At 49.0% G+C, this 15,987-nt stretch carries 18 protein-coding genes; 1 reads left to right on the top strand and 17 read right to left on the bottom strand.

Annotated features, from left to right (window positions below; all coding sequences use genetic code 11):
* The 14 genes from LZG72_RS28300 to LZG72_RS28365 all read right to left on the bottom strand — a co-directional run.
* Positions 1-1,147 (bottom strand): hypothetical protein (locus tag LZG72_RS28300; protein WP_233878541.1); only part of this gene is annotated, 1,147 nt, incomplete at its 3' end.
* On the bottom strand, positions 1,144-1,977 hold the full coding sequence (locus tag LZG72_RS28305; protein ID WP_233878543.1) for a hypothetical protein: 834 nt from the start codon (positions 1,975-1,977) through the stop codon (positions 1,144-1,146). The genes LZG72_RS28305 and LZG72_RS28300, both read right to left, overlap by 4 nt.
* Before the next feature lie 3 nt (positions 1,978-1,980).
* Entirely contained in the window at positions 1,981-3,657 is a 1,677-nt protein-coding gene (locus LZG72_RS28310) for a hypothetical protein (RefSeq protein WP_233878544.1), read from the bottom strand.
* Positions 3,654-6,893 carry a tape measure protein gene (locus LZG72_RS28315; protein ID WP_233878545.1) on the bottom strand — a complete coding sequence of 1,080 codons (3,240 nt, stop codon included), beginning with the start codon at positions 6,891-6,893 and terminating at the stop codon, positions 3,654-3,656. Before LZG72_RS28315 ends, LZG72_RS28310 begins: the two co-directional genes overlap by 4 nt.
* A gap of 331 nt (positions 6,894-7,224) precedes the next feature.
* Positions 7,225-7,641: a hypothetical protein gene (locus tag LZG72_RS28320; RefSeq protein ID WP_233878546.1), complete on the bottom strand. Its 417-nt coding sequence runs from the start codon at positions 7,639-7,641 to the stop codon at positions 7,225-7,227.
* Between the two features lie 84 nt (positions 7,642-7,725).
* The gene (locus tag LZG72_RS28325; protein ID WP_233878547.1) at positions 7,726-8,640 is read right to left on the bottom strand and encodes a phage tail tube protein; all 915 of its coding nucleotides are present in this window, start codon (positions 8,638-8,640) and stop codon (positions 7,726-7,728) included.
* 11 nt (positions 8,641-8,651) lie between these two features.
* A complete protein-coding gene (locus LZG72_RS28330) occupies positions 8,652-9,056 on the bottom strand; it encodes a phage tail terminator-like protein (protein ID WP_233878548.1) in 405 nt (134 codons plus the stop codon).
* Positions 9,053-9,430: a hypothetical protein gene (locus LZG72_RS28335; protein WP_233878550.1), complete on the bottom strand. Its 378-nt coding sequence runs from the start codon at positions 9,428-9,430 to the stop codon at positions 9,053-9,055. Before LZG72_RS28335 ends, LZG72_RS28330 begins: the two co-directional genes overlap by 4 nt.
* Positions 9,427-9,756, bottom strand: a complete 330-nt coding sequence (locus LZG72_RS28340; RefSeq protein WP_233878551.1) for a hypothetical protein — start codon at positions 9,754-9,756, stop codon at positions 9,427-9,429. Before LZG72_RS28340 ends, LZG72_RS28335 begins: the two co-directional genes overlap by 4 nt.
* Positions 9,757-9,776: 20 nt before the next feature.
* The gene (locus LZG72_RS28345) at positions 9,777-10,256 is read right to left on the bottom strand and encodes a DnaT-like ssDNA-binding protein (RefSeq protein ID WP_233878553.1); all 480 of its coding nucleotides are present in this window, start codon (positions 10,254-10,256) and stop codon (positions 9,777-9,779) included.
* A gap of 8 nt (positions 10,257-10,264) precedes the next feature.
* Positions 10,265-10,615, bottom strand: a complete 351-nt coding sequence (locus LZG72_RS28350) for a hypothetical protein (RefSeq protein WP_233878554.1) — start codon at positions 10,613-10,615, stop codon at positions 10,265-10,267.
* Between the two features lie 66 nt (positions 10,616-10,681).
* Entirely contained in the window at positions 10,682-11,662 is a 981-nt protein-coding gene (locus LZG72_RS28355; RefSeq protein WP_233878556.1) for a hypothetical protein, read from the bottom strand.
* A gap of 224 nt (positions 11,663-11,886) precedes the next feature.
* Complete coding sequence (locus LZG72_RS28360; protein WP_233878558.1) at positions 11,887-12,639, bottom strand: hypothetical protein; 753 nt, start codon at positions 12,637-12,639, stop codon at positions 11,887-11,889.
* A gap of 21 nt (positions 12,640-12,660) precedes the next feature.
* Positions 12,661-13,689, bottom strand: coding sequence for a minor capsid protein (locus LZG72_RS28365; RefSeq protein ID WP_233878560.1), 1,029 nt, complete (start codon positions 13,687-13,689; stop codon positions 12,661-12,663).
* 102 nt (positions 13,690-13,791) lie between these two features.
* Here LZG72_RS28365 and LZG72_RS28370 point away from each other — a divergent pair, with 102 nt between their 5' ends.
* Positions 13,792-14,139, top strand: a complete 348-nt coding sequence (locus LZG72_RS28370) for a hypothetical protein (protein WP_233878561.1) — start codon at positions 13,792-13,794, stop codon at positions 14,137-14,139.
* On the opposite strand, the gene LZG72_RS28375 is transcribed toward LZG72_RS28370, so the two are convergent.
* The 3 genes from LZG72_RS28375 to LZG72_RS28385 are packed head-to-tail and all read right to left on the bottom strand — an operon-like array spanning position 14,136 to position 15,972.
* Entirely contained in the window at positions 14,136-14,303 is a 168-nt protein-coding gene (locus LZG72_RS28375; RefSeq protein WP_233878562.1) for a hypothetical protein, read from the bottom strand. The genes LZG72_RS28370 and LZG72_RS28375 overlap by 4 nt on opposite strands.
* A 13-nt stretch (positions 14,304-14,316) precedes the next feature.
* A complete protein-coding gene (locus LZG72_RS28380; protein WP_233878563.1) occupies positions 14,317-15,738 on the bottom strand; it encodes a DUF4055 domain-containing protein in 1,422 nt (473 codons plus the stop codon).
* Positions 15,739-15,972 carry a hypothetical protein gene (locus LZG72_RS28385; RefSeq protein ID WP_233878564.1) on the bottom strand — a complete coding sequence of 78 codons (234 nt, stop codon included), beginning with the start codon at positions 15,970-15,972 and terminating at the stop codon, positions 15,739-15,741.
* Between the last annotated feature and the right edge of the window lie 15 nt (positions 15,973-15,987).

Here is a 15,987-nt window from a genome sequence, read left to right on the forward strand (position 1 = left end):
CGCCCTTATATCCAGTCGTTTCAATACCGCCTGAATCTCCGATCTGTATCATCACGAGACTAGAACCGCTAGTAGAAAGATCGGCCAAATTAATTGTGATACGTTTTATTCCTGCCGGGATCGAGTTGAATGGAATGGACGTTCCGGACGTTGCTGCAACGGCTGTGCCAGATGTCAGGCCAGCTGGCGGAGCGACAACCGAAGTGCCGTTAGCTTTAATGATGGACAGTCTAAATTGGTTAGTTGCTGTCGCGTAGACTGTAATCTGGTCGCCAGCAGATGCCGTGTAATTCTGACCGCTGATAACACCGTTGATCAGCATATTGGCACCAGCAGTAAATACAGAAGCACCAGCACAGATCAGTTTTCGACTTGCACCAGCCTGCGGAGCAGCCGTAAAACCTGTGGCAGTTGCTGTACCTGTCCAATCGATAACATTACCATCAACGTCCCAAATGTTAGCTGAAGCCGCAGATGCAACTGTTACCAGCTTTTCGTTCAGTGCAATGGTCAAATTGCGCGTCTGATAAGCCAGCTCACCCAATTTTGTCAGATTCAAGATTTCAACTGTGTTGTTTGCGGCTTTATAGACACAGAAAATGAGGTTGCCGACTGCGGCGAAGCCGATACCTGGATCTGCGCCATTAACCTTCGCAGCTTTCACGCCCTGGCCATCAAGGTTAATCGAGAAACCGGCCGTCGTGTTGGCAACGGACGGACGATACATGAAAATTGCACCGTCAGAATAACCTTTGGCAGGAACTGGCATTGTTACAGTATGGGCATTGGCCGTACCACCGCCAACACCGAGCAAATCACTGAAATTCAGGTTTTCGTCCCGAACCATATTGACACCGGCCAACGGCGCCAAGCGGATATTCATTGCCGCGCCCCAGTTTACGGCCGCATTGCTGTTTGACGACGCCAGAATGGTTGTCCGGGCTAATAAATTGGGCGATCCGAGCGTAACCGTTCCAAAACCAATCTCGTAAGCACCAGCACTGTTATTGGCGATATACGGAACCTTGGCACCGTTACCGCAGGTCGAGAAAGACAAAAAGCCTGTGACTGGTCCGGCCAGGCTATATGTGCCAGTACCCGTCGTGTTGCTGGTTTCAAATACAAGATCTTTAATCGTCAGCGTCATGATGGGATTTCCTCAATGCGAAAGGTTTTTTGAAAAATGCTGAAAGCAGTGTTTATGATTGGCTGAAAGCCTTCAAGGGTGCCATAAATAGAGCGACGCTGCAAATGTGCTGTTGCATCCGGATCATTGATATACAGGACATCTTTTGTCCGGCCGCGTAGTCGCTCGATCTCAAAAGCATTATTGTAAACTTCGTCCTGTGTAGCGTACGAGAATGTAAAATCGGCGTATCGGAACTTCTTACGTTCCAGCGGAATCATTTCACCTGAAACGGTTCGGGATTTTCGGGATGGATCTATCCAGCCTTCCGCTAAACCATAATCCATGTTAACTTCCGGCTGCCATGCCTTGCTGATGTAAATCCGGCCAATATCGAGATACACGCTGTTCGGATCGACGATATCAATTTGCCACCAGCGGAAAGTCTGGTCAGCAAATTTTTTAAAGAACATATTACGGTCAAGGGAGCCAGCCTGCTCATCCTGCACACCAGAAGCCCAGCCAGCGTCATATCCTGACTGATGAGAGCGAAAGGGAACCAGGCCACTGTCATAGCCAGGCGCAGCCGTCAAGTTCGCCTGTGATGTTGCGCCGCGGATACGGGCGTATGAGCGTGACGATCCACTGTGGCCAATCAGAGCCACCATATTGATTGTTTTGGCAGATCCTAAATCAGCAATGATAAAGACAGATGCCGCATTCGCTGCCCGGTAAACCTCTTTTAGCGAGGGTGTTTTCAAATTATTGATGCCAAGTGATCCGGATGCCGTGGATCCTATGATCGTCGCTGCGTCGGATAAAATGGGTGTTGCCAAGAGCATATTCTGCATGATCTACCCCCATAAATCCAAAGTTGTAAGGCCAGTTTCAGCATCTTCACCGATACTGGATATCAAAAAGTTTGAGCCTGATGAAAGCCCAAAACGACCATACACCAATTTGACTGTCGAGCCAATGTATAATCTAAACAGAGCACCATATATAGGCACCTGGATAATGCGACGTTTCTTTGAATAAATTCTTTGCAAACGAGCCAGTAATGCTTCCGCATCAGCTTTCAAAGCAAGTTTTGTCTTAAAAACAAGTTCAACCGCTTGCGTATTCTGCGATCTTACAACTTCGTCCTGCCCGGATACATAACGGTATTCTTCCGAGACAAAGGCGCGATCAATGGCACTTGTGCCGGCCGACAATTCATCGGAGTTCTGGACGATAAAAGCCGGGGCATAACCGACCGAAATGCGCCAGGCCGGGGCAATCGTGTTTGTAATCCGGATACCGCTTTCGTCGATAGTATCGGCATCAATTGTATATGTTTCTGTGCCGGGCTGATCAATAACATCCGCCAATAATTGCCCTTGCCGGGTGAATGTCCAGTAAGCACCAAGTGGCGTAACCAGATCATCAATCACAGCGGAAGCAGATATCCGGTCATTTATAAATATGCCAACGGGTCCAGGTATGGCCAGGCTTAACCGGTTTAAAGAGCCACCGTCAATATCAGTGTCATTCAATGACGCAGATCCCAAGCGGGTTTGAACAATACGTTTGACGATATCGCCCACTTTAAAAACATAACCGCTATATCCGTTTTCACCCTGTGCATCAGCGGTAATACGGCCAGCTGGGGTTGATCCGAGCTTGATATAACCTTTTGAAAGGTCGGTTTTGAAATATCCAGCTGCAACAGATGCGGCCTGGATATCCGAGACATCGCCAGCATTCAGGATCTCGACGCCACTATCTCTGACTTCTGTAACATAGTTGATTGATCCGTCGTGGATCTGGTAAATCAGATTAACCGCATCGACTAAAACCGGCTCGATATTATTGACAACGCCATAACAAAGCGGTTTGGGTTTATTGGCGATATCAGTGCCACCCTCCAACCCACCAGTACCCGCATAAATATTGGGAACAAGGAGCTGATCGGTTTTAACCCGGTTATCTCTGACGGTGATGGTTATGCGTTCATCGTCGCCCTCAATGCCGTTTGCCGCACCATCAAAAACCGTTGAAAACTGGCTGTAGGTAAATCCTTTTGTTCCTGCCTTGATAACGACGCGCCGGTTTGACCAGGAATAGTCATTCAGATAATCCAGACGACCATTGCCGTTTGTGATGATAATGGATCCAAAAGACTGGTTTCCGGAGCCGAAATGATCGCCGGAAAGGATTGATGTCTCGTACTGCAAGGGATTATCGACCTGGGCAATAAAATACTGACTGGAAGGAGTGTCTGACGGTTCTGTAATAAATCCAGTGTCAGAAAGATAGGTCTTGTTGATTCCGCCAAAATAAGTGATCTCAAATTCACCATAAGCAGCCGCGCCATACGGCAAAGGAAAGGCCAGGCTTTGGGTTACGGTTGCATCATATGGATACAGCTCGATCAGGTACATCAGCTGCGGGTTGCTGGTATTTAAGAGAGCAGCAAATGGATCTACAGCCGAATGATCGTAAATCGACGGTAACTCACCATAAGCGACTTCACCGTATGCAAACGTCATGATGATACCGCCATCTTGTCACCGATGCGCTGGAACTGCTTACGCAGATAAACCATTTCCTTGCGTTGTTCTTTCTGTTCGGCCAGGATCTCGGAATTTAGGGACACAATCTGCGAGTTTGTGCGTGCGATATCGTTTGCCATTGATCCAGATAAGGCCATGATCCCGGCAGTCTCGCCAGCTGTCCAGACCTTTTCCCCGCCGCCCATGCGCACCAGTTCGCGGCCACGTTCGCCAACCATCGCAAGGCCAGCCGAAGCACTATTTGTGCCCATGGCATAGCCCGGCACGCCAGCAGCACGCGCGATATCTGTTACAGAGGATCGTACAAAGCTTTCCAGACCAGCGAAGGATACGGACGATGCATAGACACCACGGCCGATATTCAGCAGTTCACTTGCCGCTTTTAATAGATCTTGTGTAACGCTCAAATCACCGCCCTTGGCTTTGGTCAACAGTGATCCGAAATTGTCCTGAGCCAGCTGCAATTTCTGTGTTGGTGACAGACTGGAATCGCCAAGAGCCTGACCATCGAGGAAGCTCTTAAACGTTTTGGTCATGTCTTCCAGACTGGAGAAACCGGCCATCTGCGCCTTGATACTGCCTAAAATCACCTCTTTTTGTTTATTGTAGGCAAGCGTCAGTTCGTCGGTCGGGAAACCCAATTCCACGGCTGTCTTTTGCAATTCGGCCAGCTGGTCGTTCAGTGCTTTGAGTGATTCACCCAGGATATCGACAGGATCTTTTGACTTTGTGAATTCGTCATAGATTTTACCGAACTCAAAGGCTTTGGCCAGCTTAGCGGTATCACCGACACCCAACTTGTCAACGATGGTTTTAAACGTGCCGGTTAGACCGGTTGTGCCCTGCAAAACAGCTTCCATCATGGCATTGACGAATGCCTGAGCATCTGTGCCGTAGTTCGAAACATTGCCGTTTACGTTCAAGCGCATACCGTCGCGGCTACCAATGGCATAGCCTAAATCGCCCGTGGTTTTGCCGCCAACACTTTGAAAGAGTTTGGTCAGGTTTATGGCTTCCTGAACCACTTTATCGCGGAAATCGGCGTTTGCCTGGCTGAATTTTGCGCCGGTCATGCCGTTGGTTGTCGTTTCAAGCGTGGCCAGGTTCAAGCCACCGCCCTGCACCTTGTCAGACGGCTTGCCACCACCGAACAGACCACCGAGGGCAGTGCCAAGGAATCCGCCAGCCAGTGCGCCCACAGGTCCGCCAGCAAAGCCAAGGATAGTACCGAGTGACGAACCGATGGCGCCACCAGCCAGTGAGCCGAGCGTACCGGTCGCCATATTAACAAGTGAATTATCGCTACCTAATCCAAATAATGATGCAGCCAGACCCCCAACCGCACCATAACCCATATTACCCAGGCCACCACGGAACAGATCACTCATTACACCGGCATTTTCAAAGCTCATGCCCATCATATTACCGAGGCCGAAACCTGCATTCGCTCCAAAGTTGCCGAGCGTGCTGCTGTATAGTCCGCCATTTAAAAGACCGGACAAACCACTAAGGCCGCTCAATCCCCCACCAGTGCCACCGCCAAGGATACCAGGTGCGCCGGTGACGTTGCCCAGGACGGAATTAACAGCACCTCCGGACAAGCCCATCAGACCACCCACACCACCAACCAAAGAAACCATGATCGGGCGCACCATAGCCTGATAGGCCAGTTCCGCAAGGAAGTTCTTAAATGTGTTTTTCCAGCCTTCAAGCAGCTTTTTAAAACCGCCGTCGCTTTCGGTGAATGCCGATTTAAACGCATCCTTAAAACCGTCGTCAATCTCACTGGCCAGTGATGCGAAAGCTTTGGCAGTCGGGCCTTTCAGTTCAGCTTCGACGCGCAGCTTTTCGAGTTCATCACGGGCATTTTTGATATTTTTGGCAATCGCCTGGGTCTGCTCAGTTGTCTTGGCAAATGGCTTCAAACGCTCCATTTCAGCGATTGTATCAAACAGCTTTTCTTCTTCTGTCCGGCTGTCCTTAATCGCGCGGGTGAGCTGATCCTGCACTTTCTTCTGTTCTTTTAGAGCGGCACTTTGCTCTTTCGTCATTTTAGATGACTTGCTTAATCCGGACGCGATTTCTGAATAATTCTTTGAGATATTCCGTGAATTGATCTCGATGTCTTTTGTGTCGTCAGCAAACAGTCGGTTTGATCTGGCAATGGTATTATTGCGTGCTTCTTCCAGGATTGAACCGGCATCGACCGTATTAAATGTCTGCAATGGTGTTTTGTTGGCGAAAGGCGTCACAGCTTTCAGGCGGTTAATGCCCTGAATAGCCAGGTTGAAACCCTTGGTCATCAGGTTTATGGCTTCCATGATACCAGCGACCATGAATTCAAAAACAGTCGAAATGCCGTTATAAACGTGTTTGGCTGTGTCACCAATCGCACGGAATAACATGCCGAGTTTGTTTGTCCCATCGGTCGCACGGTTGATTTCATTAGCAACCTGAGTAAGCCGGCCGAGCATCTGATTAAAGCCCTGCTCAGCCGTTTTCGGGAATTCCTGAAACTCTTTCCGGACTTGTTTTGCCTGGTTTAAAATTGCAGCAAAAACATCGTCGCGCAGGACTTCACCTTCAACAACTAAAAGGCGCAACTGGCCGGTTGTAACACCGAACTGATCAGCAATAGCCTTACCAATGCCCGGCGTATTTTCCATGACGGAATTGAATTCTTCCGCACGCATCACATCACTGGAAAGGGCTTGCCCTAACTGTGTCAAACCGTTTTTAAGAGCTTCAGCAGAAGCACCGGACATGATACCCATCTTGGTAACTGTCTCAGTGAATACGATCATTTCGTCGTTTGTGGCCTTGATTTCATTACGTGCAAAGGATAACCGTTGCAAAATTGACACACTTACTTCCATAGAGGAACCAGTTTGATCCGAGATCTTGCGCAGCTCACCCATGACACGGCCTGTTTCGCGCACAGAGCCTGTAATGCTGTTCACACGGGCTTCGAGCAGCTTGTACCCGTCAGCCATTTTGATGATCTGTGATGCGCCAAAAACGGCACCAGCAGCAGCAAAAGCACGAACCATGACCTGACCAGCAGCTGCAGTCGCACGGCTTTGTAATTCTAATCGTTTGCTGGCTGATGTCGCTTTGTCGCCGGAGCTGGCGATATCGTCAAGAGAGCGTTTAATTGTCCGGCCACCAGCTGTGTCAGCCTTAATGCCTACGACAATTTCTACATCACTCATGACCCGCGCCCCTTTTTCTCTTTTGCCTTGTCACGGCGCTCTTGAAATTCATGAAGAGCGTTTTCCATTGCCCTGATGTGATGTTCAAGTACGGCCAGATCATCAAGATCATTCACGCCGTGCAGTTCACCCCATCGGATAATAGATGACCAAGGTATCGGGCCGAGTGTCATTCCTATTGGTCTATCATACCTTAATTCACGGTATGCTGTAAAGTAGAAGTCCAAACCAGGGAGAAGTTCGGGGCGGCGATCTAATGCCGGTGTTGGAATACCTTGTGCAGCTCGATCAATCAGTAATTCGTACTGGCCGCCCCACTTCTCAAACCAAATTAGGACTTCACAGAGTTTTTTGCTTCCGCCTCTGTTTCCGCTTTCCGGAAGTTAGATGCGCGGTTTGCTTCGTCTTGGATCATTCCAAATAATTCAGGCAGATCGGTCAGGACTTTGATACAGTTCTCACGGTTGAAAGGGATCTTTTTATCCTTCTCATCAGTGATACCTTCCCAGCCAATAACCACAGTTTCAGCATAGCATTCGGCCAGAATACGGAGTGCAGCGGCATCATCCATATTGCCAGCTTGCATCATGAGGCGATAAGGCTTAATCTTGTCGTTAAACAATTTGCCAAATGCTTTATTTGAACCACCGGCACGTTTGATTGTGATCTTAAAATCACCATAATCAACCGTAATACCAGCGTTGCTTTCAAGATCCGTATCGCTGGAAAACTTCTTATAAATTGACATCTTCGATCCTTTCGGGTGGATGGTGACAGTGGAATGCCCGAACACCCCACCGCCAGATTAAAAGGCTAAACGGGAGCCATTCGGTTACGGTGCGCGAGTGATGCGGAGTGCAGCAGCTTGTGTACCATCGTAGTAAGCCTGGAAGCTGATTTTAGCCATTACGTCCTGGTTGTTACCATCCGCATTGGTTTGTACAGCTGTCATTTTGATCTTAGGCACCAGGAAGGTGTATTTGAGGGTTGACGTGCCGCCGAGTGCGAATGTCAGATCGGTTGCAGTGTCGGCCAGGTACAGTTCAAACAGTTCTTGGCTTTCAAAGTAGGCTTCAAATTCACCAGTCACAACGAACTGACCAGCGCGGATACCACGGTTAGCCACAGCACCTAAAACCGGTTGCTGTTCGAGGTTGTTGGTCATGTTCAAGGACAGGGACATCAATTCAACAGTACCACCACCAGTGATGGACAAGCTGGCGAAGTTGTTGGCAGCGTTGATCACAGGGTTTGCGTTGACAGCCGTGTAAGTTGCACCGGCAATGATTGCCTGAGCTGACGTGGTGGTTTTGCTCATGATATTGAACGAGCCTGTGACAATCTCTTTAGCGCGCATGCTCAAAGAAAGGCTGTTAACGATAGAGCCAGGATAACGGTGATACTGGTTTACAGTAGCAGCCAGGGTTTTTTCAAACGTGAATGATTTACGGGTCACACCGTTTTTCAGGACGTTGGTTGCCCAGGTGGAATACATCAAACCCTCAAGGAGGTCGTCAAAACTGCCATAGGACAGCTCGAAATTGATATCTCCGCCAGCTTCCTGACCAACACGGGTCATATCTGAAACGTTACGGTCAGCGCGGATCTCATTGCTGGATACGTACTGGATCGAAGGCGCAAGGCTTTCACCAGTCATACGGGCATTTTTGAACACCGGTGTCGCTGGCGTTACGCCATAAGTGACTTCGGCGATATAGGATAGGCGGGTCTGTGAACTATCGGTCATTGTCTGCTCCTTTAAGCAATGTGATCGTACTGGAAGTAGGCTAGGACGTTGATCTGATACCAGCCAGCGCCATCGTTTCCGATTTCTTTTATTTGCACGTCGTAATACTGTATACCAGCATTTTCGACACCACGAAAGATGTTTACTGCGGCATCAGCTTTATTCAATGCATCAAGTCCGGCAGTGCCTTCTTTTTGAAAAATCTGGATAGTGACCAGACCTTTGCGGCGAAAACGGTTTGATCCAGGCGATCCCATTGATGCCTGATAACCGTCAAAATTCTGGATTGTCAATCGCACCCATGTTTCAGTGTTTGGCGGCTTAAATCCAACATCCGGATAAGCGACTTTCGTCAGGTTATTCCATTGCTGAGCAAAATATTTGATGATTTGCTTACTGGCGACTGCATAATTCATTTGGCGCCTGCCTGACGTTTGGCCAGAGCAACACCAGTCTCAACGAAGCTTGCCGGAGCCTGCTTTGAATAACCGTTATTCAGACGTTTGATATAGGGGAGATTATTAGAAATATAGATCGTTTTCCCGATTACGAAATTGGCCACGGCAGCACCAGCTTTGGCAGCAAAGTTCGGTTGACTGGTATTGTCGGTCGTCGATGCGTCCACCGTATCAACCGAGATATTCCAGTTCGCGCGGGCACGTCCGGATTTAACGGGAGTGGCCAGGGCAATGTTTGTGTAAGCTATCAGGGCGGTTTTCCGAACAAGGTTTTCGTGCGGCTTGACGACCTTTTTCTGGTAAGCGGCGGTGAGCTGTTCACGGAAATTCATCGGCGCACCTGCAACTTGTACAGGATCGGCAGGTCGCCCGGCTGGATTGCACCTATATTAATAATGGAATATTCATCAGTTCCATCAATCAAAATATCGTTAGCATCGGGTGGCTCCGAGACATCAGCAATCAAAACCTGTTTGTCACCGCGCACGATAATTGAGCCGTCAATCTCCATGGATTTATATTCGGTAAAAACAGCCTTCAACGACCGGTTCGTATCCGTATCGCTGGTGATCGTCCCGGCAATCGGGTCATACGTCCCTGATAATTTACTGCGCAAGGTGACGGTACGGCCTTTGTCATTTATTTGCTTAATAGCCATTGTAACAAAGCGGTCGTAATTCATACGCGCACCACCGGGCGGTTCAATGCAGATCCGCTGATGAGAGAGGAAAGGTAGCCCGTCACCGCTGGCCGTGATTTACTCGTAATTGCTTTATCGTATTCAATCTCGATCACATCAACCTTTTCGCGGATCACATTCTGAGATCCACCGGTCGCAGGATTGAGATCACCGGCCAGTGCTTCAAGAGCCAGCTCACAGGTCGCCTTTTTCAGGTTATCCGGAATAACATCAGAGGCATATTGGGATAGATTGCTGCGCGGCCAAGCCAGACCAACGCCGGAATATATTCCGATAAACCTTTGGCTATAAACCTGTTCGATATAATCAGTTGCTTTGATCAGTGCTGCTTGTTTTTGCGGCTCAGTGCCAGTCCAAAGGGTGTTCCCGCGTAAGGTGTGATAAGCATCGGCATAGGCCACATCGCAGTACGAATTGGCTGTGTCGCTGTTACTACCTGTCGCGGGAACAAATGGCATGTCAGACCTTATACAATCAGAGCGAGCAGATCGTCTTTTTTGGTGACGCCTGTGTAGTCGATTTCATTGGCATCCAGATAAGCTTTGATCTCATCGACCTTGCTATCTTTGGTTGGAACACCGTCGTTATCGTCGTCTTCGCCTTCATCAGCAGCATTTTCAGCCACTTCCAGAGGGTTGCGCTCTTTTGTACCAGGCTTGCCACCATCTGTTGCACGCACAGACGATGGATTTGAGAATTGAGAATACGCATCTTCGCGCTCGTCAATAGTTTCTTCTTTGGCCTTGTCAATTTTTTTCTGACGGTCAGTCAGGAATTTTGCACGTTCGGCCTGAACGTCGATTTCTTCTTTAGCCATTTTATAGCCTCATAAGTGAGTTGGAGGGAAAGGGAAAGACCGCTTGTTAGGCGGTCTATTCAGAGATTAGGCCAGTTTGTGGATGAACTTGACAATACCGATATTCTTCTGATCGTATTTCAATGTCCACTTGTTGACAGTCGCCAGTTCAGCGTTTGTCGCGTTTGGTGGGGCTGTTGTCGCGACGGCACCGGTGAAGGACACACCGGTTGGAACGAACATGAAACGCTTACGGGAAATCAGGTATTCCTGACCACCATTGATCAAGGCGTTACGCTCGACTTCTTCCGGAGTTTTGACACCACCTTCACCAAACAGGACAGAACCTTCAGCAAACAAGTAGGTCGTGTAAACACCCGTACCGCCGTTGAATGTCATCGTGTCATCTTCGATAACGCGCAGATCACCGTAGTAAGCCACCTTCTCTTTGAGACCTTCAGTCGGTGTGATGTAAGTGATCAAACCTTGCTTACGCAGGACGGCTACTGTACGGGAGTGCATCGCAATAGCACGCAGCTTTTTGCGGCGGTCGCCGAGCAGGTGTTCAGCATCAATGAAGCTGTCAGCATCAAAAACAGCAGCAGCACCAGACAAGCCTGAAATATCCAGAACATTTGATGTCACTGCACCAACTGCACCGGCCATAACGGACAGCAATGCAGCGGAGTAATGACGGGACCAGAATGCAGAAACGCGATCGGAGATCAGCTTCATCGGATCTTGACCGAGGAAATCAGCGACCAGATCGGTAGAACCCCAGACTTCGGCGCGTTCCATAACAGGTGCCTTACCGGAACCTGTACCAACTTTACCAATTGTCAGGTTGGTGCCTTCCTGCATGATTTGACCGGAACCGCTCAGATCATTGAAGAATGGAAAGATAACCTCGAAACCACCGGCATCGAGCGCGGCTTGAACAGCAGCATCGGTATTTCGACCGATAATGCCGGACTGCCAGAATTCGTTTGTTTCGATGGATTCCTGAACAATGTATTTAGAAACATTGGTCGGAAACACACCAATATCGGATAATTGAGTAATAGCCACTTAAGACCTCCAAAGGATAGATTGCGATTATTTTGGCCGTTTAATTCACTGGCTTCGCATCTCGCTATCCAATTGCAAGGAACGGCATTTGACCGTTTACCTGATTTGCATCTCGCTATCAGATATGGCACTGATCGTCTCGATCCCGTGCAGCATGACATGATGATTACATGAAATCTAAATTCACGCAAGCATAAAAAAAGCCCCGATGAAGGGGCTTTGCTTTATTTTCCTGCGGCCGCTTTCAATTGCGCCGCTTTTGTCGGATCTGATTTTTCGAGTTCAGCCTGTTTGGTCAAGTTGAAACCCTCTTTTGTGTAGGGATTATCCTTGTCGTTGTTTCCGGTACCAGGTTTGTTATTGCCACCGCCGCCGCCACCATTGGCTGGAGCAGCCACGAAATACTTACCTTCCTCTGTACCAGCCCAGGCTTTGATTTTATCAACAACCGGCAGGTTTTCGATTGTCACAATGGCTTCATCACCTTCATAATCAACCTTGATCTGGCTCTGGAACATGGCACGCACAGCCTTTTGCATATGCGGTGCTACATTGGCTTCTGCTAGGGCGGTATTGATTGCATTCTCGCTGGCCAGCTTTTCGACGCGGGATTTGTAACTATCACGCTCGGTTTCCGCTTTCTTAACTGCTGTATCCTTTTCCTGTGTCAGTCGGGCGCGTTGATCGGCTAGTTTCTGGTTGATATCGCCACCACCGCTGTCTTTCAAGCGGTTGTATTCATCGACGCTGAAATCTTCCGGCAAGCCACTGTATTTGTCAGTCAGTTCCGTAACCTTGGTTTCCAGATCACGTTTTGCCTGACGCTCTTTATCCAAGGCAGTTTTCACGCTTTTAGCGTCCGGATGATCAATCAGACCATCAACTGACAGATAGAACTTACCGTCCTTTTCGGTGTAGAACGCCTGAACAGCTTCGTCCAGACCATCGAGGGTTTCGAGAACTGCTTTTAATTTCATTGTGTGTGCCTTTCGGGTGGGTTATAGTTTCTCGCGCCGGGCGAGTTCCTTCAATGTATAGACATGCCCGGATTTGTCTACAAACTTTTCGAGGGTCAGTTTTCCAGACCGGAATAGCTTCGCTTTGGCGACCCCAAGCACTTCCTCTTGAATTTCGACCGGCTGACTTTTCAGCCATTCAGCATAATTCGTACTGGCCGGCACGGGTCCGAACTGACTTGCGCGGTTACCCTGTGGTGTCCCGAAATATGGCACATAGATCGACCGGCAACGAAAGTGCGCCGGGATAGGTGGCGCATTGTCCAGCCGATAAACCTTGCCGTCACGGCTGGCGCAGATCTCCGTGGTGCGACTATCCAGGACGGCAGCATATTGAACGCCAGGGATGATGTCAGAATTGGCGTTAAACACTTCCATCCGCGCACGGTTTTGCGTATGTGCAACTGCCGTCCGGACGACGGCTTCGGCATCGCGTCGGGCTATTTCAAGAATGCCATCCTGATACTTTGCCGCTTTTGTACCACGAATACGGCGAACGATCTGATCGGTGGTTTGGCCTTCGGTGATACCGATCCGGATTGCGTCCTGAATACGCTGGAGTTCCGCCCGTTCAAGGCTTCTGCCCCACTCTCTCAGCAATCGTCCCTGGAATGGTTGCGCCTGGACGACCGCTTTGAGCTGAGCATTCGACGGCATGGACAGGTCAATCTCAATCCCGGCATTTTCAGCCAGGCGGATCTGAAAGTCAGCCTCATAAGTGGCAAAGTCCACCATTTCATTAAATAGCTGATTGGCGAAAGCGGTGTAGACCTTTGCCCGGCGTTCTTGGATATTGGCCAGCATATCGTTCAACCGTTTTGTCGTATCGACTCCGAGATCGTAACCGCGCTGCTCGATCTTAACCAGTCGCGCGGCAATCTGTTCGATCAGGTCAGCTTCGGTACGGTTCAACTGGCCGATGATCTTTTTCAGGACACCGGATTTATAGCGTTCCAGGTAAACGGAATGCTTGATCTGGGCATCAAGAATGCGTTCATTGATTGTGGACACTTTGTAACTGTCTTTCAGTTTGAATGATTAGAATTTACGGTTTTATGCTACAAGATGTCAACCACAATAGATAACTTGCATTCCGCCCTGGATTAAACTTAGATGACAAAGAAACTTAAATCCTTAAACCAAACGCTTGATGAGCTTCCAAATGAGAAGCTTAGCGAAATAGAGTTGGTCGCGCTTTTAGCCAATTTGACAGGCTATGTATACACATTTGCCAACACATCTCACCAGCGTTGGGGCAGAGATGGAAAGATCAAAAAGGCCGGTGATAAAAACCCAGCTGGATTCTTCCAGATCATGCCTGATAAATCAGACGATGGGTTTTTTGAGTGGTATTGCGACAATCGTATAGAATACCAGTTTTTTAGGTCTAAAAATAAAGCAGTCCTACATTTTATCTTTTACTGGATAAAGTGGAGCAAAGAAATAAAGCCTACTACTTAACATATCCGGTTTTCCTTGAAGCGATACCAGGCTTCGAGCAGTTCATCGGATGGGTGCAGCGTGTTACCATACGGGATCACTGTATTGCGCAATCTCTGGACTGACTGTTGAAAGGAAGGGTTTCGGGCGACATCCTGAGCAATCACATTGATTATTGGATCCATTGGAACGATGATGTTATTCAGCACCATCACCACCCTCATTAGTCAGGCTTCCCAGAGGTGGGCCGTCTTCGTCAATTCTGGCCTGTTCTTCCTCGAAGGTCGTGTCATCTGGCAGCCATTCGCTGTATTTGAGGACATTGAATAACGTTTCTTTCGAGATCTCACCTGCCTGACGTGCAGCAACCCAGGCGGTCAGGTCGGCGCCAGTGAAGGTGACTGGAATGTAATCCTTGTTCAGCTCGATAGCGATTTCCCCGTCGATACCTTCCCAATCTGCGGCGAACTGCAAAGCCTTGGTGAGCTGGCGTTCAACCACACCGGCGATTGTGGCCAGGACAGAGTTTTCACCCCCGCGCTTGATCTCATGCGTTTCGGCGGCTTCGGCTTCTTTCTTCTCCGGGGACAGCATACGGGCACCGAGCGCGGCCATCTGCTGTTCCTTGCGATCCATGGCCTTTTCGAGGCTTGCAAAACCCTCAGATCCGCATTGCAGGAAGCCAGCCGTAGCATCCTTTGGCAGCGTCAAAATGGTCGAAGATCCGAGATAGATAACCGACTTGTTGCCATTGTCGTCAGTATCGTCAACACCAGTGATATAAGCTGTCGGCATACCGGAAATATGCACACCATTTTCGAGGTCAGCAGAATTCTTGTAGTGTGATATATTTACATCAGCCAGGGATTCAATCGGTGGTGCAACGATATCGAGCTTTGGTTTCTGCGGTGCGATTGGAAAGAACGGGATTTCAGGTAATGGTGCGCCATTTTTCAGCGGGGTGATCGTCTCGACAATTTGCCAGCCGGTCGCAGGTTTGCGCCAGATCAATTGCTGATAAACCCCGGTATCCAGGGTGAGCTGACGGATCTGATCTTTGATCTCGCCTTCATCGTCCTCATAAGTCTCACCCAGCCAGATGTTTGCCAGGATATAGCGGTTATTGATCCGCTTGTATTTCCAATTTCTGATGCTTTCTGTTTTGTAAAGCACGAAGTATGGACGCGATCCTAATGCCTGCTTTGCAGCGATGGTCAGTGGTGCATTTGGGACTGGCGGTTGTTCGACCAGGATACCACAGCGTCCGGTTACAACATCTTCGACGATCAGAGATTGGGCAAACTCTGTCAGGGTTTCATCAGATAGCGTGATGTCGTTGAGCCATTCTTTCAGGCTGTTGGGAATAGTCTTGGTCATTTGTTTCCGGAACACCAGGCCAGACATGGTTTCAACGGTGCGGCCAGTGGCATTGAAATAGCTGGCGCGGTCGAGATAGGAATTATAAGCTGTTTCGTCTTTGCCTTCGATCTGCCCGGCAAGCGGTTTCAGGTAAGCAGCACCCTTGCTTTTGATAGCGCGTTCACCATCAGCGGCATCACGGCATTTCGTCCAGACCGGCAAGAATTTGTTGTAATCGGGATGCTGATCATCTGGTTTCATCTAAGCCCACACTCTCACAGGATGTTCGGGGAAAACTTCATACGGCAGGAAATCGTCCGGCAGGTCACCCAGCCAATTCACATGCCAGCCTTCTAGCGTGATTGATGGTTCGATAACGGTTTCACCATCATACTTTGCGGGGGTAATAATCTGGCCGATCACGTCGATTGAATAGCTCTCACAACCACTGACAGTGCCATTTTCATTTTTATAAGGCGCAAGGGCTGTATCCATAGCCGCTTTTGTTGG

The sequence above is a fragment of the Dyadobacter sp. CY323 genome (assembly GCF_021390245.1).
Lineage (GTDB): Bacteria > Bacteroidota > Bacteroidia > Cytophagales > Spirosomataceae > Dyadobacter.